The following is a 22,970-nucleotide window of genomic DNA, read 5'->3' as shown; positions in this document are numbered from 1 at the left end:
GGCACACCCGATCAATCGGCGTTTTCGCTGACGTCACGGGCCAACCGAACGCCGCGTTCATCACGCACCAGAGCCTGATCGGCTTCGAACATCTCTTCGAAAGGCACCGGCACAGTTTGCGCTGCGGGCTCTGCTGCGGCTTTCTTCTGATTGGCGGCGTTGAAATAGATGATCTGCTTCCAGCACCGTGGGCTGTCATCGCCAAAGATCATCAGAAGATCGCCGGGTTCAGCCATTTCGAGTGCGGTTGCGACCGCTGACACTTCGTCTGGTATGACTGTGATCGCGTCCTCGGAAACCCCGTTGGCGATCAGTTCCCGCCGCAGCATCTGCGGGATCTCGTCCTCGCCGCGCCCGCGACGGTTGTCATCAGCCTTGCAAATATACCGATCGAAATGCCCCGCAAGAATCCGCGCCGCGTCGGCCACATCCTGGTCACGGCGGTCGCCGGGCACGGAAACCACAACCATCCGGCGCCCCGCCACATCCATCCGCTCGACCATATCGGCCATTACACCAAAGGCAGCTGGGTTGTGCGCATAGTCCAGGATCACCTTGAACGGATGCTCATCAAACACATTGGTCCGGCCCGGAGCCTGGAAATAGCTGGTGTCGAATGTGCGCAACCCGTGTCGGATGTTGTCCAGATCGACACCGAAACTATAGGCCATGGCGGCGGCGAACATGGCGTTTTGCACATTGTGCATCGCCTTGCCTTCCAGAGTGGACGGCATCAGATGCGACCACAGCACCGGCATGTGCAGTCCCTTGTCATAGATCGTCAGCATGTCGCCGTTCATGCCCTGTTCAAGCACGATCGCCTTGCCGCCCGTCTTGATGTGCTCCTTGACCAGACTGTGAGCCGCGTTCAGCGTGACATAAAAGATCGAGTCCACATCCGCGTAATCCGCCATTTTCAGACAGTTGATGTCATCGGCGTTCAACACGGCGGTCTCCGTGGCGCTTTCCACCACCACGCGCTTGACCACGGCCAGTTCCTCGACGGTTTCGATCCCGCCCAGACCCAGGTGATCGGCAGACACGTTCAGACAGGCCGCCACGTTCGAGCGCTGATACCCCAACCCGCTGCGCACCAGCCCCCCGCGCGCGGTTTCCATCACGGCAAAATCCACCGCCGGATCGCGCAGTACGATCTGGGCCGATTTCGGCCCGGTCATGTCGCCCTTCACGCTCAGCTTGCCGTCGACATAGACCCCGTCGGTCGAGGTCATTCCGACGATCTTGCCGCCGGCCTTCATGATATGGGCCAACATGCGCGACGTCGTGGTCTTGCCGTTGGTGCCCGTGATCGCGGCAATCGGGATGCGGGTCTGCCGCCCCGGCGGGAACAGCATGTCGATTACCGCACCCGAAACATCGCGCGGCTGGCCCTCGGACGGGGCGACATGCATACGAAATCCAGGCGCAGCGTTCACCTCGACGATGGCGCCGCCGATATCCTTGTAGGATTCGGTGATATCGTCGATCAGAAAGTCGACTCCGCCGACGTCCAATCCAACCGCCATGATCGCCCGTTCGGCCATATCGCGGTTGTCCGGATGCACCACATCGGTCAGATCGATCGCTGTCCCCCCGGTGGACAGGTTCGCTGTCGAGCGCAGATAGAAGACTTCGCCATCCGGCAGAACCGAGTCCGTCGTCAGACCCGCCTCATCGATCAGCCGCTTGGCCTGATTGTCGATCTCCAGCATGGTCAGCACCTTTTCGTGTCCGATGCCGCGCCTAGGGTCCTGGTTCACGATATCGACCAGCTCGGAAATCGTATGCGTGCCATCGCCGACCACATGGCCGGGCACCCTCTTGGCCACGGCGACCAGTTTATTGTTCACCACCAGCATGCGGTGATCGAACCCGGTGACAAAGCTCTCGACCAGAATGGCACGGCTGCGCGAATGCTCTTTGGCTTCGGCGAAACCGGCTTCGACCTCTTCGTCGGTGTTCAGATTGATCGACACGCCACGGCCGTGGTTGGCATCCAGCGGCTTGATCACAACCGGGTGCCCGATCCGTCGCGCGGCCCGAACCGCTTCGCTGGCGGAATAGACCATGCGTTGCTGGGGCACCGGCAGGCCGAGATCGTTCAACAGGTTGTGGGTATCTTCCTTGTCGCAGGAAATTTCGACCGCGATGTGTTTGGTTTCCGAAGTGATCGTGGCCTGGATGCGCTGCTGGTATTTGCCGTGACCAAATTGCACCAGAGAGCCTTCGTTCAGCCGGATCCAGGGAATGTCGCGATCCACGGCAGCCTTGACCAGCGATCCGGTCGAAGGGCCGAATTCCTTGCGCTGCGCCCGCAGTACAAAGCTGCGCAGTTCATCCTCCCAATCGAAATCAGAATCAAAGTCATATTCGACCTGTTGCCTGATCGCCGGTGGCAGCAGATGCATGAGCAGCCGCATCGCCAGCTTGCCCGCTTCCAGGCCAACATCGCGCTGCCGATACGCGTAGACCATGTTGTATTGCCCAGGCACGCCGGTGCCGCGGGTCCGCCCAAAGGTCACCTCTGTACCGGCGGCATTCTGCACTTCGATAGCGCAATGCTCAAGCACATGGCCCAGCCAGGTGCCTTCGTCTTCTCGCAGCCGGCGGATGAAACCACCGGGTTCGCGATAGGAACACCCATGTTCAGCCAGGCCGGGAAGAGCCGCGACCAGGGCGTCGATATAGTCTGAACCAATCTTCGCCGAAGGCCAGTCTTCCAGCGCGCCCAAATCGATGACATGCCGGATAACCGGGAAACTCGCCCAGACATTCGGGCCGACAAAAACATTGGTAGAGACGATTTTCATGCAGGTTCCCCGTTCAGTTTTCAGGACCCTGCCTATGCGGTGTTATCACCGTCTGTCACTGGCAGGGCACACAGTGCCAGGTGCTCATCCGGCGGATAAGCCATGTGGGCCGTCAGGTCATAACGGCATCCCTCGTTCAGAACGTCAAGGCGAAGACCCAACAGGCTGAGCGCTTCGCCCGGGCGCGCATCCCACATCGAAGAGTGCGTCAGCTGACTGGCATCCACCACGGTCACAGTACCGCTGCCGACAACTTCCAGCACATTTTCCGGTCCGATAAAGGCTGCAGTGTCTTCATCGATGCCCAGCCCGATCAGGAAAGGGTTGTAGGACGAAGCAGTTAGCAGGCGACCCAGCCGATTTCGCTGGGTAAAATGCTGGTCGATGATGACGGCATTCGTCAGCCCGATTCCCGGTGCCAAGGTCACGTTACCCTCAGCTGGCGCCGTGCTGCCGCTGCCGCCCGCGACCATGTGTTCAGACATGATCGACGCCCCCGCGGACGTACCCGCCACCGGAACCCCGGCGGCATTTCGACGGCGAATCCGCTGCGCCACAAGCGTGCCGCCCAGAATTGCAGACAGGCGCAGCTGATTCCCACCGGTGATGAAAATACCGGTGGCATTGTCCAGCATTTCGGAAAATTCGGGGTTGTCGCAGTCGGAGCGTTGCGCAATCGGCAGGAATTCCACCTTGCCCGCGCCCAGTTCGGAAAAGATCCGGTGATAGTCGGGACCGGTTTCTTCCAGCATCGAGGCGGTCGGAATGACAACGATATCCGCATCCGGCCCACCTGAAAGCTCTACAAACTTGCGGTGGATTGCCATTTCCTTGACCCGGTCTTCACCGCCGCCAATCGGGATGATGAACCCGCGTTTACCGTCGTCTTCTATGGGTGCTGGGCACATGCCGTTTCGCTGTCCTCTGATAATCCGCGCTGCGGTGTCCATTCGTATCTGCCCGCCAGGGCGACGTTACTGCCGCCAAGCCCCACGAGCCATCGCCCCAATGATACGAGACCGGCTTGCCGCAAACGGTGGCGGTTCACCGAACCCATATCACAAAGGCAGGGCTCACGGCATTCTGGATCAAGGCTGTGAAAGGGCGCATCCGGCAACCGATTGTTCCGCTGCATTAACGGGAAATGCATCCATGTTCAAACATCATCCGAGATAACTTGCCCGGTAAAATGGTGGGTGATAAGAGATTTGAACTCCTGACATCTTCGATGTGAACGAAGCGCTCTACCACTGAGCTAATCACCCGTGCAGCGGCCTTCTAGCGTCACTTTTGCACCTCTGCAAGGGGCAACCCCACGTTCTTGCCGCGCACTGTCGAGCCATTGACCGGCGGTCGATTGCCTTGCACGGCATGGATCGCGTATGCCTTTGAGGTCAGACCCGACCGGAGCCTTACCCGATGATCACAACCCGCCTGCACGGGCGACTGGGCAACCAGATGTTTCAATACGCCGCTGCGCGCGGGCTGGCGACACGGCTGGGCACACAGGTTGCGCTGGATGCGCGACTGGCGCAATCGCGCGGCGAAGGCGTACTGACCCGGGTATTCGATCTGCCGCTGGTGCAACCGCAGACGCTGCCGCCGCTGAAACAGGACACGCCCCTGCGCTATGGCCTGTGGCGGCTGACCAGTCGGCGGTTTCAGCGCGAACAGGGTCTGGGATATAATGCTGGGTTCGAACGTTTCCCCGATGGCAGCTATCTGCACGGCTATTGGCAGTGCGAACGCTATTTCTCCGATGCTGCCGATCAGATCCGGCAGGATTTTCGGTTTCCCGAATTTTCCTCGACCGCGAATGCCGAAATGGCGGCGCGGATCGGCGGCGGCCTTGCCGTATCGCTGCATGTCCGGCGAGGCGATTATGTGACGCTAGGGGCGCATGTGCTTTGCGATCAGTCCTATTACGATGCCGCCCTGTCACAAGTCCTGAGCGGCCTGGACGGCGATCCGACGGTGTTTGTTTTCTCCGATGATCCGGAGTGGGCCAGGGAAAACCTGCCCCTGCCCTGCGCCAAGACGGTCGTGGATTTCAACGGACCGGACCATGATTTCGAGGACATGCGCCTGATGTCGCTGTGCGATCACAACATCATCGGAAATTCCTCGTTTTCATGGTGGGGGGCCTGGCTGAATGCCAATCCGGGAAAACGCGTCGCCGGTCCGGCAAAATGGTTCGGCGATCCGAAACTGGCGAATCCGGACATCCTGCCACCCGACTGGCTGCGAATCGACGTCTGACCGGTCTCTGCTCCGCGCCCGCGACCTAGAAGTCGGCAGCGAATCGCAGCTTTACCGACGCGCCGCTGTCCGGGTGCTTGATCCGCAATTCCTCGGAATGCAGCATCATCCGGTCATGTTCGGCATCAATGCCTTGCGCATACAGCGGATCGCCCAGGATGGGATGGCCCAGCGCCGCCATATGGACCCGCAATTGATGCGTCCGACCGGTTTTTGGCCCAAGCCGTATCCGGGTTGTGCCGTCCTGATACCGCAGCACCCGCCAATCGGTCACGGACGGCTTGCCGGTGTCATGGCACACCTTCTGGCGCGGGCGATTGGGCCAGTCCACGATCAGCGGCAGATCCACGGTTCCGGTTTTGGGCGTCAATTCCCCAGCCAACCGCGCCACATAGATCTTGCGCGCCTGCCGCTTTTCGAACTGTTGGCCCAGGTGACGCTGTGCATGGGGCGTCAGGGCAAAGACCATCACCCCGGATGTGTCCCTGTCCAGCCGATGCACCAGCAGAACATCGGGAAACACGGCCTGCAGCCGCGACAACAAACAGTCGGCCAGATGCGCGCCGCGCCCCGGAACACTGAGCAGCCCCGCAGGTTTGTTCACCGCGATGATCTGGGCATCGTCGTGCAGAATGTCCAGCGGACCGTCGGGCGGGGAATAGTCAGAGGATACCGTCATCGCGCCTGCCTATCGCCAAGCCAGCCTGCCGGCAAGTTCACGTGACGTCGCGCTTGCCGCCCGCAGGTCACAGACGCAACTGTGGTGCAACGAAACCGTGAAAGGATCCAGGGCATGCACCCCACCATCACCAGGATGCAAGAGGTCGTCGCCAAAGGGGACGACACCAAGATCGCAGAGATATTGGCCGAAGATGTGACGTTTATGCCGCCGACCTATTTCGCGACCTGGATAGGGCGGGCACCGGTGGCGGCGGTGCTGGGCCATGTCGGACAGGTGTTCAGCGATTTCAAATATCGCCGGGTAATGGGCGACGGCCACGACTGGGCGTTGGAATTCCAGTGCAAGATCGGTGATCTGGATGCGGTCGGTGTGGACCTGATCACGCTGAACGACGACGGGTTGATCCAAAAATTCGAAGTGGTCATGCGCCCCTACAAGACCATCGGCGCGCTGCGCGACGCCATGATGACCCCGCATTTCCACCGATCCGCGTTTCCAAGAGTACCGCAAAGCGCTGGCATGACCACGCCTGATTGCATCCTGGGTGCCGGACCGGATGACACCCAGGATGCAATCAGACGAGCCTAGCTGCGCGCCCGTTCGGCTTTGGGGTCATACATCGGTTTCAACGACGCCTCTGCCGCAACCCGAACCCCGGCCACATCGATCTGATAGGACGAGGCCAGAACCTGCGCGGTCGTTTCGCCCTTACATGGCACGTACCCCATCCCGATCGCCGCCCCCAGATGGTGCCCATAGGCCCCAGAGGACAGATAGCCGACGATCTCGCCATCGCGCAGGATCGGTTCGTTATGGTACAACAGAGGCTCGGCATCGCGCAGCTTGAACTGCACCATTCGTGCATCCAGCCCGCTTTCCTTTTTCGCCAGCACCGCCTCGCGCCCGATAAAGTCCGGTTTGTCGGTCTTGACCGCGAACCCCAGACCGGCCTCGAGCACGTGATCCTGACAGGTGATGTCGTGGCCAAAGTGACGAAACCCCTTTTCGATCCGGCAGGTATCCATCATGTGCATGCCACACAGCTTCAGCCCCATGTCCCGACCGGCGGCATACAAGGTCTCAAAGGCATGTTGCGCCATGTCGGATGAGACATAGATCTCCCACCCCAGTTCGCCCACATATGTGACCCGGTGCACGCGGGCCAGCCCCATGCCCAGTTCAATGTCCTGCGCAGTACCAAACGGATTGACTGCATTGCAAAAGTCATTGGGCGATACCGCCTGCATCAGCTTGCGGGCGTTGGGCCCCATGACGGCCAATACACCTTCGCCAGCGGTAACGTCGGTCAGGACAATATTGAAATCACCCTTGTGGCGCTGCATCCAGACCTGATCGGCCTGTCGTGTCGCCGCCGGGGTCACCACCAGATAGGCGGTTTCGGACAGGCGGGTCACGGTCACGTCCGCCTCGATTCCGGCCCGGTCATTCAGAAACTGGGTATAGACGATCTTGCCCACGGGTACGTCATATTCACCGCCGCCGACATAGTTCAGAAACGCGCAGGCATCCGGCCCCTCGACGCGGATCTTTCCGAACGAGGACATGTCGTACATCCCGACATTCTCGCGCACCGCACGATGTTCGGCGGCGACATTGTCAAAGAAATTCTGCCGCTTCCAGGAATAGGCATAAGACGCTTCCTGCCCCGGATTCGCGTACCAATTGGCGCGTTCCCATCCGGCCAATTCGCCCATGACCGCGCCGTTTTCCAGCAGTTGATGATGGAACGGCGTGCGCCGCACGCCTCGCGCGGTGGCCTTTTGCCGATAAGGGAAATGGTCGGCATAGAGCAGGCCCAGCGTTTCGGTCGAGCGATCTGCCAGATAGGTCTTGTTACCCTGAAACGGCTGCATCCTGGAAATATCCACATCGCCCAGGTCAAAGGGCTTCTGCCCGTCCTCCATCCATTGCGCCAACGCCATACCCGCGCCGCCGGCGGACTGAATTCCGATCGAATTGAACCCGGCGGCGACCCAGACATTGTCCATCTCGGGTGCCAGCCCCAGGTGATAGGCATCGTCGGGGGTAAAGCTTTCCGGCCCGTTAAAAAACGTGTGGATCCCGGCATCTGCCAGCATCGGCAACCGGTTCACCGCATGTTCAAGGATCGGCTCGAAGTGGTCGAAATCTTCGGGCAGCTGATCGAACTCAAAGTCTTCAGGAATCGGCCCCCATGGTTTTGACACCGGCTCGAACGCACCCAGCATCATCTTGCCGGCATCTTCCTTGTAATAGGCGCATTCGTCCGGCACCCGCAATACCGGCATCTGGGTCAGCCCGGCGATAGGTTCGGACACGATATAAAAATGCTCGCACGCCTGCAGTGGCACATTGGTGCCCAGCATGCGCCCGACCTGATGGCCCCACATGCCTGCACAGTTGACGACCTGTTCGCAGGCAATGTGCCCCGGCCCATCGGGTCCGTCATAGGACACACCGGTGATGCGACGCCCCTCGCGCGTGATCCCGGTGACCTTGGTGCGTTCAGCGACCACCGCGCCCCGCTGGCGCGCGCCCTTGGCCATCGCCAGTGCAATATTGGCCGGATCGCCCTGCCCATCCGTGGGCAGCCATACCCCCGCCTTGACGCCATCGAGGTTGATATGCCCGTAACGCTCTTTGACCTCGGCGGGCGAGATTTCCTCGACCGGCACCCCAAAGGCCCGTGCCATGGCCGCATTGCGAAACAACTCTTCCTTGCGCTCGGCCGTCAACGCAACGGAAACCGACCCGACCTGGCGCAGCCCCGTCGCCACGCCGGTTTCCGCCTCCAGCCCCGCATACAGTTCGGCGGAATAGCGCGCCAGCTTGGTCATATTGGACGAGGCCCGCAGTTGCCCGATCAACCCGGCCGCATGCCACGTCGTGCCGCTGGTCAGTTGCTTGCGTTCCAGCAGAACCACATCCTGCCACCCCAGCTTGGTCAGGTGATAGGCCACCGAACATCCAATGACACCGCCGCCAATGATTACCACGCGAGCCCGGCTGGGAATTTCCGTCATTTCACTTTTCTCCTGTCGTCGCAAAGACGCGCATTGGTTTCAAACAATTTTGTGTCCGGCCGCGCGCAGTTGGCGCGCCAGTTCAGCGATATGATCCGGGCCAACCTCGCAGCACCCCCCGACAATGGTGGCCCCCTGTTTCACCCAACCCATCGCGTGTTCTGCATAGGGTTCAGGCGCCAGATCAACACGGCGTTCCAGACTGTCCACAGTCGGGGCATCCTTGAGAAATTCGTCGGCAATCCCGGCGAAACCGTTGGCATATGCCCCAAAAGGCCAGCCGAAATCCGTGACGATGTCCAACCCCTGGCTCACCGCTTCGGGGCGCGAACAGTTCAGGAGCACGGCGTCTGGGTTGAATCGGTGCAGCATAGGCACGATCTGGGTCAGCAACTCGCCGGATCGCAAGCGCGTGCCATCATCATCCTGAACCGTCAATGCCAACCAGACCGGCTTGCCGCAATCCTCGGTGGCGCGCAATGCACCTTCGGCCTCTTGTATGGACGACACGGTTTCGATCAGGAATAGATCGACGCGGGGCCGCATCAATCGCACCAGTTCGCCGAATTTCAGCTCGGCCTCTTCGGGGTCGGGGTTCAGGTCGGGCCGATAAGACGCAAACAGCGGCCCCAGCGATCCTGCGATCCGCCCGCCGCTAAAGCGCTCGCGCGCCATTTCGGCCTGCGTGAGCGCCGTGTCGGTCAGGGCGGGCACCCGATCTTCCAGCCCGACACGCGCCAGACGGCTGCGATGGACCGCATAGGTGTTGGTGGTTGCCACTGTAGCGCCGACCGCAAAGTAGTCCGAATGTAGCGCCCCGACCAGGTCGGGATCGTCCATCATCACCCGCGTCGACCACAGCGGCGTCGCCCGGGTGCCGCTGCGCCTCACGAGTTCCTGCCCGATCGAGCCATCCAGCAGGGTCACATCGGTCATGCCCTGAGCCTTTCGTTCTCGGGATCCCACAGAGGGCGGTCGGGCTGAACGATGGCGCGGCAACGGGTGCCGTAAATCTCGACTTCAATTTCGGTGCCCGGAGCCGCCAGATCTGTCCTTAACATCCCAAGCGCAACGGAACCGTTGACCCGATATCCCCAGGCACCCGATGTGGTTTCGCCCACAACCTGACCATCATGCCACAGGGTCGACATATACGGTGCATCGGCTTCGTCCGCGTCCACCACGAGGGTGACAAAGCGTTTTGGGCTGCCCTGTTGGCGTTCGTGCAGCAAAGCGGCCTTGCCCGGAAAATCCTGTGGCTTGTCGAATTTGACAAACCGCTCCAACCCGCCTTCGAGCAAGGTGTAATCGGTCGACAAATCGCCTTTCCACGCGCGGTATCCTTTCTCGATCCGCAGCGAATTCAACGCCCACATGCCAAAGGGTGTGGCCCCTGCCGACAGTACAGCATCGTAAATTGCGGGCATATCGGCATTGGCGGCATGGATTTCCCATCCCAACTCGCCGGCAAAGCTGACCCGTGCGAGGGCTGCGTTATGTCCGGCGACCTGCGCGGCCTGATGCGACAGCCATGGCAATGTCAGGTCGGCCTGTGGCGAAAGGGTTTCAAACAACGCACGCGATTTCGGGCCGGTGACGATCAGCGTCGAATAGTCGGCGGTGTGATCGGTCAGGCTCAGATGATCGGGCAACGCGCCCATCAGCACATCGCGGTCATGCCATTGCGCAGTCGCGGCGGTAATCAGGGTGAACATATCCTCGCGATGCCGCAGCACGCTCATCTCGGTCAGGATGCGTCCGCGATTGTCGGCGAAATAGGCCAGGTTCATCCGTCCGATCCTGGGCAAGCCGCCGGCGATACGTTCGCGCAGCCATTCCGCCGCACCATCGCCCGACAGGTTGAACCGCGAGAATCCCGGCAGATCCAGCACACCGACGCCATCGCGCACCGCCAGGCACTCCGCGCGAATGCGGGCCTCCCAGGGGCCCGAGCGTTCCCAAGTGCGGGTGCTGTCTTCCGAGGTGTCGTCGCCAGGCTGCGCGAACCAGTTGGCCCGTTCCCACCCGTTGTAAGCCCCCATGACGCCGCCCAACTTCTTGACCTTGTCATGCACCGGCGACAGCTTCTTGTCGCGCCCGGCGGGCCATTCGTGCCACGGAAAATGCATGGCATATTCGTGACCATAGGTCTCCATGCCCTTGGCGATACAATAATCGGTGTCGGTGTAATCGGTATAGCGGCGTGGATCGACTGCCCACATGTCCCATTCGGTCGCGCCTTCGGTGATCCATTCGGCCAGCACCTTGCCTGCACCACCGGCCTGGGCGATGCCAAAGGTGAACACACAGGCTTCGAATGCATTTGGCACGCCGGGCATTGGTCCGATCAGCGGCAAGCCGTCGGGCGCATAGGGGATCGGGCCGTTGATGACCTTGTTGATCCCCGCCTGCCCCAAAAGCGGCACCCGCGCCATCGCGTCCTCGATATACCATTCCAACCGTTCCAGATCGTCAGGGTACAGCTGAAAGCTGAAATCCTGCGGCATCGGGTCGTCGGGCGCGATCCAATGCGCCTTGCAGTTACGCTCGTACGGGCCGAGGTTCAGACCGGCCTTTTCCTGCCGCAGGTAGTACGAGGTATCGACATCGCGCAGCAGGGGCAGCTTGCCGTGTTCCCTGGTATAGGCTTCGATTTCCGGAATCTCGTCGGTGAGCATATACTGGTGGCTCATTACCATCATCGGCACTGTGCGCCCGCCAAAGGGCCTGAACCACTCGCCGACCCGCTGGGCATAATATCCGGCGGCGTTGACCACGTATTCGCAGCGAATATCGCCCTTGTCGGTCTGCACGATCCATTCGCCGTTTTCACGGCTGACACCGGTGGCGGGACAGAACCGCTCGATCCGCGCACCCAAATCGCGGGCTCCCTTGGCCAGGGCCTGGGTCAGCTGACTGGGGTCGATGTCACCGTCATGGGGGTCGTACAGAACCCCCTGCAAATCATGCAGTTCCATGAAAGGATAGAGGTCCTGCGCCTCTTTGGGCGACATCATTTCGATATCCATGCCCTGATAGCGCCCCATACCCTTGGCGCGTTCGAATTCCTGCACTCGCTCCTTGCTATGCGCCAGACGGATCGAGCCGGTGACATGATAGTTCATCGGGTAATCGACCGCTGCGGCCAGACCGCGATACAGCTCGGTCGAATACCGCTGCATGTTCATGATCGACCAGCTGGTGGAAAATGTCGGTACATTGCCTGCGGCATGCCATGTGGACCCGGCGGTCAATTCGTTCTTTTCCAGCAAGACGCAATCCGCCCAGCCCGCCTTGGCCAGATGATACAGCGATGACGCACCAATCGCGCCGCCGCCGATAATGACCACACGGGCCGTGGTTGGAAAATCCGCCATATCTGTATCTCCCTATTGCGCGTTTTGCGGCAACTCGTCTGTTATGTCGTAGTAATCGCCCTTGTCGGCGACAAAGATATGGCGGGCGAGCCGCAGTTCGGTGGGGGCCTCAAGCGCTCCCATCGCGACCGAAATCGTATCTTCGTCGTTATGTTGCCAGAACAGGAACGCCCCGCAGGTGCCACAAAATCCGCGCCGGGCCGTATCACTGGCGCTGTACCAGCGCAGACTGTCCTGCGCGGTCAGGCGCAGGTCGGCCTGATGTGTGACTGCCGACGCCCAGACGTGACCCGATTGCTTGCGGCACTGGCCGCAGTGGCAGACGCTGGGCGGTTGCAGGGGCTCGGCGATCTGAAAAGCGACGCCGCCGCAGTTGCAGGATCCTTTTTGCATGGTCATCTCCCGGTTTGGGGCGCGGCGCTGGTGCCCAGCAGCACACCATAAGTGATGAAACACACCGCCATCACCCGGCGCACCCAGACATTGAACACCGCCCCCAAAGCGGCACGACCAAGAACCGCGCCCAATATCGTAAAACCGGTATAGCTGAGCGCGGTAATGATCAGCGCAGTCGGCATGATCACCACCATCTGGTTCCAGATTGGCACGTCGGGCTGCACGAATTGCGAGAATGCGGCCAGGTATCCCGCAACGCTTTTGGGATTTATCGTGGCGATCGCCAGCGCGTGCAGATAGACATGCCGCGCAGGGCGTGCATCGGCCAGAACCGGTGTCTTTGCGCGAATCCAGCCACGAATCCCCAACCAGATCAGAAACCCGGCACCGATCAGCTTGGCGAAAAAGAACCCGGTCGGCGAAGTGGCGATAAGCGCGGTCACCCCCAGCGCCGACAGGATCAGAAACAGGCTGGCCTGGGTCAGGATCGCCGACACCCCGACCATGGCGCGGCCAAACGGCAGGCTCATGCCATTGGTGATGCAGTTCACTGCGTTCGGCCCCGGTGTGGTCACGAAAACCACCCAGAATAGCGCAAATATGGTCCAGGCCTGAAAACTCATCGCGTCAATACACCGGAGGGGCGATCACCCAGATTGCGACGGCGGGTGCATCATGGGGATTCATCCAGCGATGCGGCTCGCCGCGAATACGAAAGCTGTCGCCCGGCAGGATAGTGAAACGCCGCGCGCCGATCTCCAGGATCAGCTTGCCCGACAACAGATACCCGACCTCTTGTGTCGGACGCGTGGTCACGGCCTCGATTTCGCTGTGTGGCTCAAAGGTCGAATGGACCATCTCGAAATCATCGGTCAGATCCGGCGACAGCAATTCCTCGACCAGACCTGCGGCACCGCTGCCAATCTTGCGTCGCGCCGCTTTGCGCACCACGTACCCGGCCTCGTCGGCAGGGGCAGTGGCCTGTCCGAACAGCATCGACAAGGGCACGGCCAGTTGTTTGGCAATCTGGCGCAGATCCGCAATGGACGGTTCGGAGAGGTCGCGCTCGACCTGGCTGAGCCAGCCCACCGATCGTCCAAGCGCCTCGGCCATTTCCGCCAGCGTCAGCCCGCGCGACTTGCGCAGGGCACGCAGATCCGCGCCCAGTGTCGCGCTGTGGGTGGGGTCGGAATACAGCATGACGCGCCCGTGAATTAATTGCCTGTTTTTTCACGTTGCCGCGAGTCGGTGAAATTTTCAAGAAAAATTTCACCGGATTTAACCTCAGCGCGCGAATACCGATGCCAGGATCGTCGCCAGCTGGTCCGCGTCGGTTTGGGTGAACGCATCCGGCTGATCGCTATCGATATCGAAAACCGCGATCAGATCGCCGCCGGCGTCATGCACTGGCAAAACCAGCTCCGAGCATGTCGAGCTGGCACAGGCGATATGATCGGGGATCGCATCCACATCCGGCACCAGCTGCACTTGGCCGGTGCGCGCAGCGGCACCACAAACCCCGCGCGAAAACGGAATAGTCAAACAGCCATGCCCGCCCTGATAGGGTCCGATCTTGAGCAGTTCCGGCCCGACAACCCGGTAAAACCCGGTCCAGTCGAACCGCTCGTCCGCATGATGCACCTCGCAAACGACGGTGGCCATCAACGCAATCCGATCGCTTTCGCCCTCGGTCAGCGCAGCAATACTCTGGGCAAGGGCGTGATAGTCGGCCATCGGGCAGGGCATCCTTTGTCGACCGGCTGGCGCAAGCCAGACCGGTTTTGGCTTGTCTCGAAACAGGATCAGATCCGCTCGATCGCGATAGCCGTCCCTTCGCCGCCGCCGATACAGATGGCCGCGACACCGCGTTTCAGCCCACGCTTTTCCAGCGCATTCAGCAGCGTCACCATAATCCGTGCCCCCGATGCGCCAATCGGATGCCCCAGCGCACAAGCGCCGCCATTAATATTCACGATGTCACGAGACAGCCCCATTTCATGCATGAAAGCCATGGGCACCACGGCAAATGCCTCGTTGATCTCCCACAGATCGACATCGTCCTTGCTCCACCCGATCCTGGCCAGCAGCTTCTGCGCCGCCGGCACCGGTGCCGTGGTAAACAACCCCGGTGCCTGTGCATGGCTGGCGTGACCCAGTATGCGGGCCCGCACGGTCAAATTCTGCGCTTCGGCGGCTTCGGCCGAGGCGAGAACCAGGGCAGCTGCGCCGTCCGAGATTGACGAGGAGTTGGCCGCCGTGACCGTCCCGTCCTTGCGGAACGCGGGCTTCAGCATCGGAATCTTTTCAGGACGCGCCTTGCCCGGCTGCTCGTCGGTGGTGATCACCGCCTCGCCCGACCGCGAATGCAGGGTGACCGGGGCGATCTCGTCGGAAAAGGCACCGCTGCGCTCGGCCTCCAACGCGTTGGACAATGACGCCAAAGCGTACTGATCTTGCGCTTCGCGGGTGAACTGGAACGCCTCGGCGCAATCTTCGGCAAAGGTCCCCATCAGGCGGCCTTTATCATAGGCATCTTCCAGACCGTCCAGAAACATATGGTCGATGACCTGGGCGTGACCGATCCGCGCGCCGCCACGCATCTTGGGCAGAAGATAGGGTGCGCCCGACATGCTTTCCATGCCACCGACAGCCATCACATCTGTCTGACCCAGAGCGATCTGATCGAAGCCGATCATCGCGGCTTTCATCCCCGAGCCGCACATCTTGTTCAGGGTGGTGGCGGGCACCTTTTCGTCCAGCCCGGCCGCAAACCCGGCCTGACGCGCCGGAGCCTGCCCTTGGCCAGCTGGCAGAACGCAGCCCATCAGAACCTCGTCGACAGTTTTGGCACCGGCACCGTTCAGCGCCGCTCTCAGAGCAACACCCCCCAGCGCGGCGGCAGTCACAGTGTCGAACACGCCCTGAAAGCCCCCCATCGGCGTCCTTGCCGCACCTGCGATGATTACGTCTTTCATAGCCAGCCCTCCATGCTTTGACGCATGCATACCGAATGGTAAGGATTAACGTCTAGCTTCGGCGTGTAAAAAAGTGCCGTCGAAAGGAATAATCCCGTGAGCTTGACCAGTACCGTAACTGATTCGGCCCAAATCGTGACAGTCAACACCGACCGTATCGATGCCGCCATGGCGATCCAGTTCAAGGAAGAGATGCGCGCGCAGACCAGCGCTGGACCCCAGCGCGTGATTCTGGACCTGTCCACCGTGGATTTTATTGATTCCAGCGGTCTTGGGGCGATTGTGGCAGCAATGAAACAGTTGGGCGAAGGCCGGAGGCTGGACCTTGCCGGACTGACACCAACCGTCAGCAAAGTGTTCCGTCTGACCCGAATGGATACGGTTTTTAAACTGTTTCCGTCTCTGGATGATGCGGTGACGACGAAGGTCGGCTGACAGGGACCAACCCCGGGGATGACTTGATGTGACCGACACGCCAAGCAGTTTCACACATTCGTTCACCGCGAGCGAACTGGGCACGCGAAATGCCCTCTACGAGATCATGACCCGGATCCGCAAGCTGGGCGTGGCCGAAGATCAGGTCGGTGGGGTCGAGATCGCCCTCGCCGAAGCCGTCAACAACGTGGTCGAACACGCATATGCGAACATGGAGGCTGGCGACATCCTGATTCGCGGGCAATTGGACAAGCACGCCCTCAGGTTGCGGGTGACCGATCATGGCCGCCCCTTGCCCGACGGGGAATTGCCAAAGGGCAATCCAGCCGACATTGGCGGACCGCGCTCAGATCTGCCCGAAGGCGGCTTTGGCTGGTTCATGATCCGGACCCTGGCCCGTGACATCCGGTACATGCGCGAAAACGGCAGCAATCACCTACAACTGACCTTTGATCTGATCCCCCCAGCCCGCTAGGCGCGCCATGCCGCAAAACTGCCTCAATCCGTCCAAATTGCTGACGAATTGACAGCGCATACACAGGCTGTAGCTGCACAAAGCTTCCCTCGGCGTCGCGTGTCATTGCCCCCACCCAGTTCGCGGCGCCGAGGACCTTCCCCTGATCTTGTCCCCGTCTTGGCATTTCCTCGTGTGCCTCTTACATTCATCCGGCAAGGACTAGGGGAAGATGCAATGCGGGATTTTCAGGCGCCGGGCCGTTCGGCCGTATTGGCCACTAACGGGATGTGCGCGACGTCGCACCCTTTGGCGGCACAAGCGGCCATCGACATTCTGAAACGCGGCGGCAACGCCATGGATGCCGCCATCGCAGGTGCCGTACTTCTGGGTATTTGCGAACCGCAGATGACCGGGATCGGCGGCGACTGTTTCGTTCTCTATTCGCCACCTGGCAGCGAAGATATCAAGGCAATCAATGGATCGGGGCGCGCACCCGCGCTGGCGGATGCGGACAAACTGCGCTCCCAGGGTGTGACGGAGATTCAGCAGACCAGCCCAGACGCGGTGACAATTCCCGCCGCTATTGATGCGTTCTGCCATTTGGCGGACACAGTCGGTAACATCGGGCTGGATGCGATCCTGCAGCCCGCGATCCACTATGCCGACGCCGGTGTACCCGTGGCACCACGCGTGGCTTTTGACTGGTCCAAGGACGCCCCGGCCCTGAACCCACGAGCCCGCGAAATCTATCTGCTGGATGGCAAGCCCCCCCAACCGGGTCAGATCTTTCGCGCGCCCGGGCAAGCCGAAGTACTGCGACGCATGGCACAACATGGGCCCGAGGCGTTTTATTCCGGCGAAGTTGCCGAAGACATGGTCGCAACCCTGAACCGACTGGGCGGTGTGCACACTTTGGAAGATTTTGCCGCAGCCCGATGCACGGAAACGACTCCGGTCAGCGGAGCCTACAAGGGCATCGAGCTGGTCGAGCATCCACCCAACGGGCAGGGGGCAACCGCAATCCTGATGCTGAATATCCTGTCCCATTTCGACATTGCCGGGATGGATCCCTTCGCTGCACAGCGCGCCCATATCGAGGCCGAGGCCGCCAAATTGGCATATGACGCGCGTAATCGATTCATCGCAGATGCGGACCATACTGATCGGCTGGATCACATGCTGGCCCCGGAAACTGCCGCAAAACTGGCCGCGTTGATCGACCCCAACCGGGCCATGGCCGCACCAGCGCCCATTAGCGAGGCGGTGCACAAGGACACGATCTATATCACCGTGGTCGACAAGGACCGCATGGCGGTATCGCTGATCTATTCGATCTTCCACGGCTTTGGGTCAGGCATCGCAAGTGATCGGTTCGGTATTCTGTTGCAAAACCGCGGGCAGGGATTCACCTTGGAAAAGGGTCATCCCAATGAACTGGGCGGCGGCAAACGGCCGATGCACACCATCATTCCGGGAATGCTTCGGGAAAATGGTCGCGTCGCCATGCCATTTGGGGTGATGGGCGGGGCCTATCAACCCTATGGCCACGCGCGCGTGCTCAGCAACCTGTGCGACTTTGACATGGAGCCGCAGGCGGCACTGGATGGGCCGCGTTGTTTTTCGGACAACGGCGACATGAAGGTCGAGCGCGGCTATTCCGACACGGTGCGACAGCAACTTTCAGACATGGGCCACAATGTTTCGGTGCCCGATACCGCCATCGGCGGAGCCCAGGCGATCCGAATTCGCGAGGATGGCGTGCTGGAAGGTGCGAGCGACCCACGCAAAGACGGCTGTGCGCTGGGGTACTAGTGCGTATTGCGGCTGACCCGGTTCTCTGGGCCTGGCACCGCAGCGCAAGTCAGTTGAGTTGAAAATGCAAGGGATAGGCACCGTCCTGAAACGGGCCGAACATATCGGGGATGTCGGGATGATCCACCGGCTCGCCGGAGTAATCGGCAACCAGGTTCTGCTCGGACACATAGGCGACATAGTAGGATTGATCGTTTTCCGCCAGCAGGTGGTAAAACGGTTGCTCACGCGCAGGACGACTGTCCTCGGGAATAGCCTGATACCATTCCTCGGTATTGGAGAACTCGGGATCGACATCAAAGATCACACCGCGAAACGGGTGTTTCTTGTGCCGGACGACCTGTCCCAAATGATATTTAGCGCGTATTTTCAGCATTTTCTTGCAGCCCCTACCCTCCAATATTAGCCGCTGCAAGGCCTTGTTGTCCAACGGTCTCGCGGAATTTCCAGGAAACAGTCTGTGAACAGGGATTAACAGTGCATCTATCCGCCCCTGCCCGGGCGCCGAAACCGGATCTGTAGGACCGTCGCAACACACTCGGTGGGAACTCTGAACAGGTCGCGTGGATGAGGCAAATGTGATTCCATCCCAGCCCAAGTTGCGCTAGAGTTCGGAAAAAATATGCGAGAGGCAAATGAGCAGAACTCTTCGCGCAATGTTGTTGATGCTGTTGCTGGCATCCTGTGGCGGCGGCTCGCACACACCGCCACGCAACCTGAACGATGCATGCAGCATCGCTCAGCAGCGCCCGAAATACGTCAAGGCCTTTAAGGCAACCGAGCGTCGCTGGGGTGTCCCTGTGCACGTGCAGATGGCAACGATCTATCAGGAAAGCAAGTTTCGCGGTGATGCGCGAACGCCCAACAACTATGTGCTGGGCGTCATTCCGATGGGCCGCCAAAGCAGCGCCTACGGTTACAGCCAGGCGCTGGACGGGACCTGGGACGAATATCGTAAGGACACCGGGCGACGCAGTGCCAAGCGGGACCGGATGCAGGACGCAAGCGATTTCATGGGGTGGTATATGAACCAGAGCCGGGAAAGGAACGGGATTTCACTGAGCGATGCGCGCAACCAGTATCTGGCCTATCACGAGGGCCAATCCGGATATGCACGTGGGAGCCATAACAGTAAGAGCTGGCTGCTGCGGGTTGCCGGGCAGGTCGACGCACGGGCAAACCTGTATCAAGCGCAACTGGCCAACTGCCGCGCCTTCCGCCGTTAATGCAGCAATGCCCTAGCGGTTGGTTCCGCGCCCGCTTCCACCGCCCTGATGGCTGAACAGGTTGCTGCTCAGCCGCCCGCCCTTGTCCAAGGCACCCAGAACCACAGTGGTCTGCCCGCCGCCGTTATCGTGGATCACCCACTTTCGCAGCTCGATCGGATCACCGCCGAACAACAGATCTATACGGCCATATTCCGGATTCTCGGGATCCTGGGCGCTTACAACGGTCGATGTTCCGTCAAAGCTGTGGCCAACCACCATGTTGGCGCGACTCAGGTTCACATTGCGATCCAGAATCAGCGACAGGGGCGTGCGCTTGAGCGGATAGCTTTCCGGCGGCTGGTTGGACTTCGGATCGTGGATCACCACCGCACCGGCCCCTGCCACCACGGTTGCCGCATCGGGCGGGTCGTATTCGAACCGCATCCGCCCGGGGCGGTGCAGATACACTGTTCCTGTCGAACGCGATCCGTCGTCGTTATATTGGGTGAACGGCGCCACCACCGTGCTCAGTCCGTTCAGATAGGACGAGATTTCAGGCAGTGACAGTTTGCCGCCCGCCCACGAGGCAGTGGCGGCCAGACTTAGCGCTAGGGCACAGATAAAAGGTCTCATACTGGGTACATAGGCGTTTGCGCGGCAATGTGAAGTCACGCCCGTTACTGTTCCGGCACAAGAATTTCACGTTTGCCTACGTGATTGGCCGGCGAAACCAGCCCTTCGTCCTCCATCTGCTCGACCAGACGGGCGGCCTTGTTGTAGCCAATGGCCAGTTTGCGCTGAATATAGCTGGTCGAGCACTTTCGATCCTGGATCACCACCTGAACCGCCTGGTCATACAACGCGTCCTCGCCAGTGGTGTTTCCGCCCAGACCCAGAACCAGATCGATGTTGCTTTCCTTCTCCTCATCCGGACCTTCGACCACGCCGCTCATATATGCGGGCGGGCCAAATCCCTTGAGGTGATTGACGACTTCTTCGACTTCCTCATCCGAGACAAACGGGCCATGACAGCGGGTGATCTTGGCTCCCCCGGCCATATACAGCATATCGCCCATCCCCAGCAGTTGCTCGGCACCCATTTCTCCCAGAATTGTGCGGCTGTCGATTTTCGATGTCACCTGGAACGAAATCCGGGTTGGAAAATTGGCCTTGATCGTGCCGGTGATCACGTCGACCGACGGGCGCTGGGTGGCCATGATCAGATGGATACCGCTGGCCCGCGCCATCTGCGCCAGCCGCTGGATGCAGGCTTCGATTTCTTTTCCCGCGACCATCATCAGGTCGGCCATCTCGTCGACAATGACCACGATAAAGGGCATAGCTTCGGGCGCGAATTCTTCGGTTTCGAACACCGGATCTCCGGTTTCGTCGTCGAACCCGGTCTGCACCGTGCGGCTGAACATCTCGCCCTTGGCGAGCGCCTCGCGAACACGGCCATTGTAGCCTTCGATGTTGCGCACCCCCATCTTGGACATCTTGCGATAACGGTCTTCCATTTCGCCCACGGTCCACTTCAGCGCAACAACCGCCTTTTTCGGGTCGGTCACAACCGGCGACAGCAGATGCGGGATGCCATCATAGACAGACAGTTCCAGCATCTTCGGGTCGATCATGATCAGGCGGCATTCCTCGGGGGTCAGCTTGTACAGCAAGCTCAGGATCATTGTATTGATCGCGACCGATTTACCCGACCCCGTGGTCCCGGCAATCAACAAGTGGGGCATCTTGGCCAGGTTGGCGACCATGCTGTCGCCACCGATATCCTTGCCCAGGGCCAGCGGCAGACTCATGGTGCTGTCTCCGAAATCCCGGCTGGCCAGGATCTCGCGCAGAACCACCTTTTCGCGACTCTCGTTGGGCAGTTCGATGCCGATGACCGACCGGCCCGGCACTGTCGAAACCCGTGCCGACAGCGCCATCATTGAGCGGGCGATATCGTCCGCCAGGCCGATCACGCGCGACGCCTTCAAACCCGGCGCAGGCTCCAGTTCATACATGGTAACAACCGGACCCGGACGCACGCTGACGATTTCGCCCTTGACGCCATAGTCGTCCAGCACGCTTTCCAGCATCCTTGCATTCTCTTCCAGAGCCTCATCACTCAGCACAAGCCTTTGAATCGAAGACGGGTTCGTCAGCAGATTCAGCGGCGGCAGCTCGAATGCCGAATCTTCCTCTTCGAAAGCCAGCGCCGGCTGTGCCTCGGCCTCGGCACGCCGAGACGGGGCCACGGCCTTGCGGGGCAGGTTTTTTACAACCTTGCGTGGTTCCAGCGCCGGGATAATCGGCGCGGCGGGCTTTGGTTCGACCAGGGGCAGTGTATCGTCAGCTTCATGCTCTTCCAGAACCTCACTCTGAAATTCCATCATGACCGGCGGGCCCTCGGGTGCGACATGGGCAGAGGTCAACGGCGGTTCTGGCCGCAACCCGGCGGTATCCAGCACCAGCGGATCCGGGCCACGCCCCCTGCCCCGCGTCAACGGTCGGCTGGGGTCTTCCTTGGGCTCGTCCGGGCGAATACGGGCCCGCACTGCGTCGGCGATCCGGGCGCGAATGCGGTCGTCTCCGGGCATGTCGTCATACCCTTCGATCTCTTCAGGATCGACCAGCTCCGCCTGCGGCATCGCTTCGGGGCGGCGGATCAACGATGGCATCCGGGACAGGAACCCACTGCGTTCCCCGGTGTCTTCAATCTGCTCACCGATTTCAGACTGCGCGAAATCAGCAGGTGCCGATACGGCCAGCGCATCGTTTGTCGCCTGATACGCCATTGCCGCCTCGGCGCGGACCTGACGGGCCTCATCGCGGCGTTCCTGCAATTGCGCATGCTTGTCGCGCGCCCGTTCCATCACTGTACTAGCGCCTCGGCCCAGCAGCGTCGCCAGCGCGCCGTAAGCCATGACCAACCCGATCAGCGTTGCGCGGATGCCGCGCCCGATGTCGGCCCGGGTAAACCCAAGAACAAACGCTGCCAAAACCACCATGCCCACCGCCGTTAACAGCGACAGCAGCTTTAGCGCCAGATGCGAGCCAATGGGCAGCAACGTCAGCAGCGCGCCCATCACGGTGTCGCCAAACAACCCGCCCAGCCCAAAGCTGTGGGTCGCGCGCCATGTGGCATCCGGAACCAGCGTCGCGGCATAGATCGACGCGACGGCAATGGCGATCGGGGCAAAGATCAGCCGCCCGACGGCGCGCTCTTCGCCGCGATGAAAAGCAAAACGCACGCCCCAGACCAGGCAAACCAGAGCGATGCCCCAGCTGCCCCAGCCGACGATCATGAACAGCGGCGCCGCGACCGAGGCACCGATGCGCCCCATCCAGTTCTGCACCGGGGCGTCCGTCGATACCATCCAGTTGGGATCGTCCGGTGTATAGGACGCAATCATCGCTGCAGCCGCCAGACCCAGACAGATCAGTACGATGCCGATCAATTCCTTGCCGCGTTTCTCGATGGCCGCCTGCATGTTGCTGTCGAGCAACGGATCGCGGCTGCGTGAATGATATGCCATGCC

General features: G+C 60.7%; 19 protein-coding genes, 1 tRNA gene and 1 pseudogene. 6 read left to right on the top strand and 15 right to left on the bottom strand.

Annotated elements, in window-relative coordinates:
* Window positions 1-11 precede the first annotated feature (11 nt).
* The 3 genes from cphA to NANH_RS0114905 form a co-directional block, all read right to left on the bottom strand.
* The gene (gene cphA, locus NANH_RS0114915) at window positions 12-2,810 is read right to left on the bottom strand and encodes a cyanophycin synthetase (protein WP_027262772.1); all 2,799 of its coding nucleotides are present in this window, start codon (window positions 2,808-2,810) and stop codon (window positions 12-14) included.
* Window positions 2,811-2,842: 32 nt separating this feature from the next.
* Window positions 2,843-3,718, bottom strand: a complete 876-nt coding sequence (locus NANH_RS26285) for a cyanophycinase (protein ID WP_051372634.1) — start codon at window positions 3,716-3,718, stop codon at window positions 2,843-2,845.
* A 282-nt stretch (window positions 3,719-4,000) separates the two neighbouring features.
* Window positions 4,001-4,075 (bottom strand) — tRNA-Val (locus tag NANH_RS0114905).
* A 154-nt stretch (window positions 4,076-4,229) separates the two neighbouring features.
* On the opposite strand from NANH_RS0114905, the gene NANH_RS0114900 reads away from it, so the two are divergent.
* Window positions 4,230-5,069 carry an alpha-1,2-fucosyltransferase gene (locus NANH_RS0114900; RefSeq protein ID WP_027262771.1) on the top strand — a complete coding sequence of 280 codons (840 nt, stop codon included), beginning with the start codon at window positions 4,230-4,232 and terminating at the stop codon, window positions 5,067-5,069.
* Window positions 5,070-5,094: 25 nt separating this feature from the next.
* Here the strand turns inward: NANH_RS0114900 and NANH_RS0114895 are convergent, their stop codons facing one another.
* Window positions 5,095-5,748, bottom strand: a complete 654-nt coding sequence (locus tag NANH_RS0114895; protein ID WP_027262770.1) for an RluA family pseudouridine synthase — start codon at window positions 5,746-5,748, stop codon at window positions 5,095-5,097.
* A 114-nt stretch (window positions 5,749-5,862) separates the two neighbouring features.
* On the opposite strand from NANH_RS0114895, the pseudogene NANH_RS26280 reads away from it, so the two are divergent.
* A pseudogene (locus NANH_RS26280) lies at window positions 5,863-6,274 on the top strand (nuclear transport factor 2 family protein).
* Between the two features lie 61 nt (window positions 6,275-6,335).
* Here the strand turns inward: NANH_RS26280 and NANH_RS0114885 are convergent.
* The 8 genes from NANH_RS0114885 to NANH_RS0114850 form a co-directional block, all read right to left on the bottom strand.
* Window positions 6,336-8,774: a GcvT family protein gene (locus tag NANH_RS0114885; RefSeq protein ID WP_027262769.1), complete on the bottom strand. Its 2,439-nt coding sequence runs from the start codon at window positions 8,772-8,774 to the stop codon at window positions 6,336-6,338.
* 39 nt (window positions 8,775-8,813) lie between these two features.
* Window positions 8,814-9,710 carry a homocysteine S-methyltransferase family protein gene (locus NANH_RS0114880; protein WP_027262768.1) on the bottom strand — a complete coding sequence of 299 codons (897 nt, stop codon included), beginning with the start codon at window positions 9,708-9,710 and terminating at the stop codon, window positions 8,814-8,816.
* Window positions 9,707-12,151, bottom strand: coding sequence for a GcvT family protein (locus tag NANH_RS0114875; RefSeq protein ID WP_027262767.1), 2,445 nt, complete (start codon window positions 12,149-12,151; stop codon window positions 9,707-9,709). The genes NANH_RS0114880 and NANH_RS0114875 overlap by 4 nt, the downstream gene beginning before the upstream one ends.
* Before the next feature lie 12 nt (window positions 12,152-12,163).
* Window positions 12,164-12,544: a GFA family protein gene (locus NANH_RS0114870; protein ID WP_027262766.1), complete on the bottom strand. Its 381-nt coding sequence runs from the start codon at window positions 12,542-12,544 to the stop codon at window positions 12,164-12,166.
* A 2-nt stretch (window positions 12,545-12,546) separates the two neighbouring features.
* A complete protein-coding gene (locus NANH_RS0114865; RefSeq protein ID WP_027262765.1) occupies window positions 12,547-13,170 on the bottom strand; it encodes a LysE family translocator in 624 nt (207 codons plus the stop codon).
* Between the two features lie 4 nt (window positions 13,171-13,174).
* Window positions 13,175-13,747, bottom strand: coding sequence for a helix-turn-helix domain-containing protein (locus tag NANH_RS0114860; RefSeq protein WP_027262764.1), 573 nt, complete (start codon window positions 13,745-13,747; stop codon window positions 13,175-13,177).
* 84 nt (window positions 13,748-13,831) lie between these two features.
* Window positions 13,832-14,281 (bottom strand): GAF domain-containing protein, encoded by a 450-nt coding sequence (locus NANH_RS0114855; RefSeq protein ID WP_036049892.1) that lies wholly within the window; start codon window positions 14,279-14,281, stop codon window positions 13,832-13,834.
* Between the two features lie 68 nt (window positions 14,282-14,349).
* A complete protein-coding gene (locus tag NANH_RS0114850) occupies window positions 14,350-15,522 on the bottom strand; it encodes an acetyl-CoA C-acyltransferase (RefSeq protein WP_027262762.1) in 1,173 nt (390 codons plus the stop codon).
* Between the two features lie 96 nt (window positions 15,523-15,618).
* On the opposite strand from NANH_RS0114850, the gene NANH_RS0114845 reads away from it, so the two are divergent.
* The 3 genes from NANH_RS0114845 (at window position 15,619) to NANH_RS0114835 (ending at window position 18,226) form a co-directional block, all read left to right on the top strand.
* Window positions 15,619-15,957: an STAS domain-containing protein gene (locus tag NANH_RS0114845; RefSeq protein WP_027262761.1), complete on the top strand. Its 339-nt coding sequence runs from the start codon at window positions 15,619-15,621 to the stop codon at window positions 15,955-15,957.
* Between the two features lie 28 nt (window positions 15,958-15,985).
* On the top strand, window positions 15,986-16,432 hold the full coding sequence (locus tag NANH_RS0114840) for an ATP-binding protein (RefSeq protein WP_027262760.1): 447 nt from the start codon (window positions 15,986-15,988) through the stop codon (window positions 16,430-16,432).
* 216 nt (window positions 16,433-16,648) lie between these two features.
* Window positions 16,649-18,226, top strand: a complete 1,578-nt coding sequence (locus tag NANH_RS0114835; protein WP_027262759.1) for a gamma-glutamyltransferase family protein — start codon at window positions 16,649-16,651, stop codon at window positions 18,224-18,226.
* 49 nt (window positions 18,227-18,275) lie between these two features.
* Here NANH_RS0114835 and hspQ read toward each other — a convergent pair whose 3' ends face one another.
* On the bottom strand, window positions 18,276-18,602 hold the full coding sequence (hspQ, locus tag NANH_RS0114830) for a heat shock protein HspQ (protein WP_027262758.1): 327 nt from the start codon (window positions 18,600-18,602) through the stop codon (window positions 18,276-18,278).
* A 259-nt stretch (window positions 18,603-18,861) separates the two neighbouring features.
* Between hspQ and NANH_RS0114825 the strand changes: the two genes are divergently transcribed.
* Window positions 18,862-19,452, top strand: coding sequence for a transglycosylase SLT domain-containing protein (locus NANH_RS0114825; RefSeq protein ID WP_027262757.1), 591 nt, complete (start codon window positions 18,862-18,864; stop codon window positions 19,450-19,452).
* Window positions 19,453-19,464: 12 nt separating this feature from the next.
* On the opposite strand, the gene NANH_RS26275 is transcribed toward NANH_RS0114825, so the two are convergent.
* The gene (locus NANH_RS26275; protein ID WP_036049889.1) at window positions 19,465-20,067 is read right to left on the bottom strand and encodes a LolA family protein; all 603 of its coding nucleotides are present in this window, start codon (window positions 20,065-20,067) and stop codon (window positions 19,465-19,467) included.
* 44 nt (window positions 20,068-20,111) lie between these two features.
* Window positions 20,112-22,967 carry a DNA translocase FtsK gene (locus NANH_RS0114815; RefSeq protein WP_027262756.1) on the bottom strand — a complete coding sequence of 952 codons (2,856 nt, stop codon included), beginning with the start codon at window positions 22,965-22,967 and terminating at the stop codon, window positions 20,112-20,114.
* Window positions 22,968-22,970 lie beyond the last annotated feature (3 nt).

The sequence above is a fragment of the Sedimentitalea nanhaiensis DSM 24252 genome (assembly GCF_000473225.1).
Taxonomy (GTDB): domain Bacteria; phylum Pseudomonadota; class Alphaproteobacteria; order Rhodobacterales; family Rhodobacteraceae; genus Sedimentitalea; species Sedimentitalea nanhaiensis.
The sequence above is the reverse complement of the archived record's forward strand: the minus strand, read 5'-3'. Positions and strand labels throughout refer to the sequence as shown.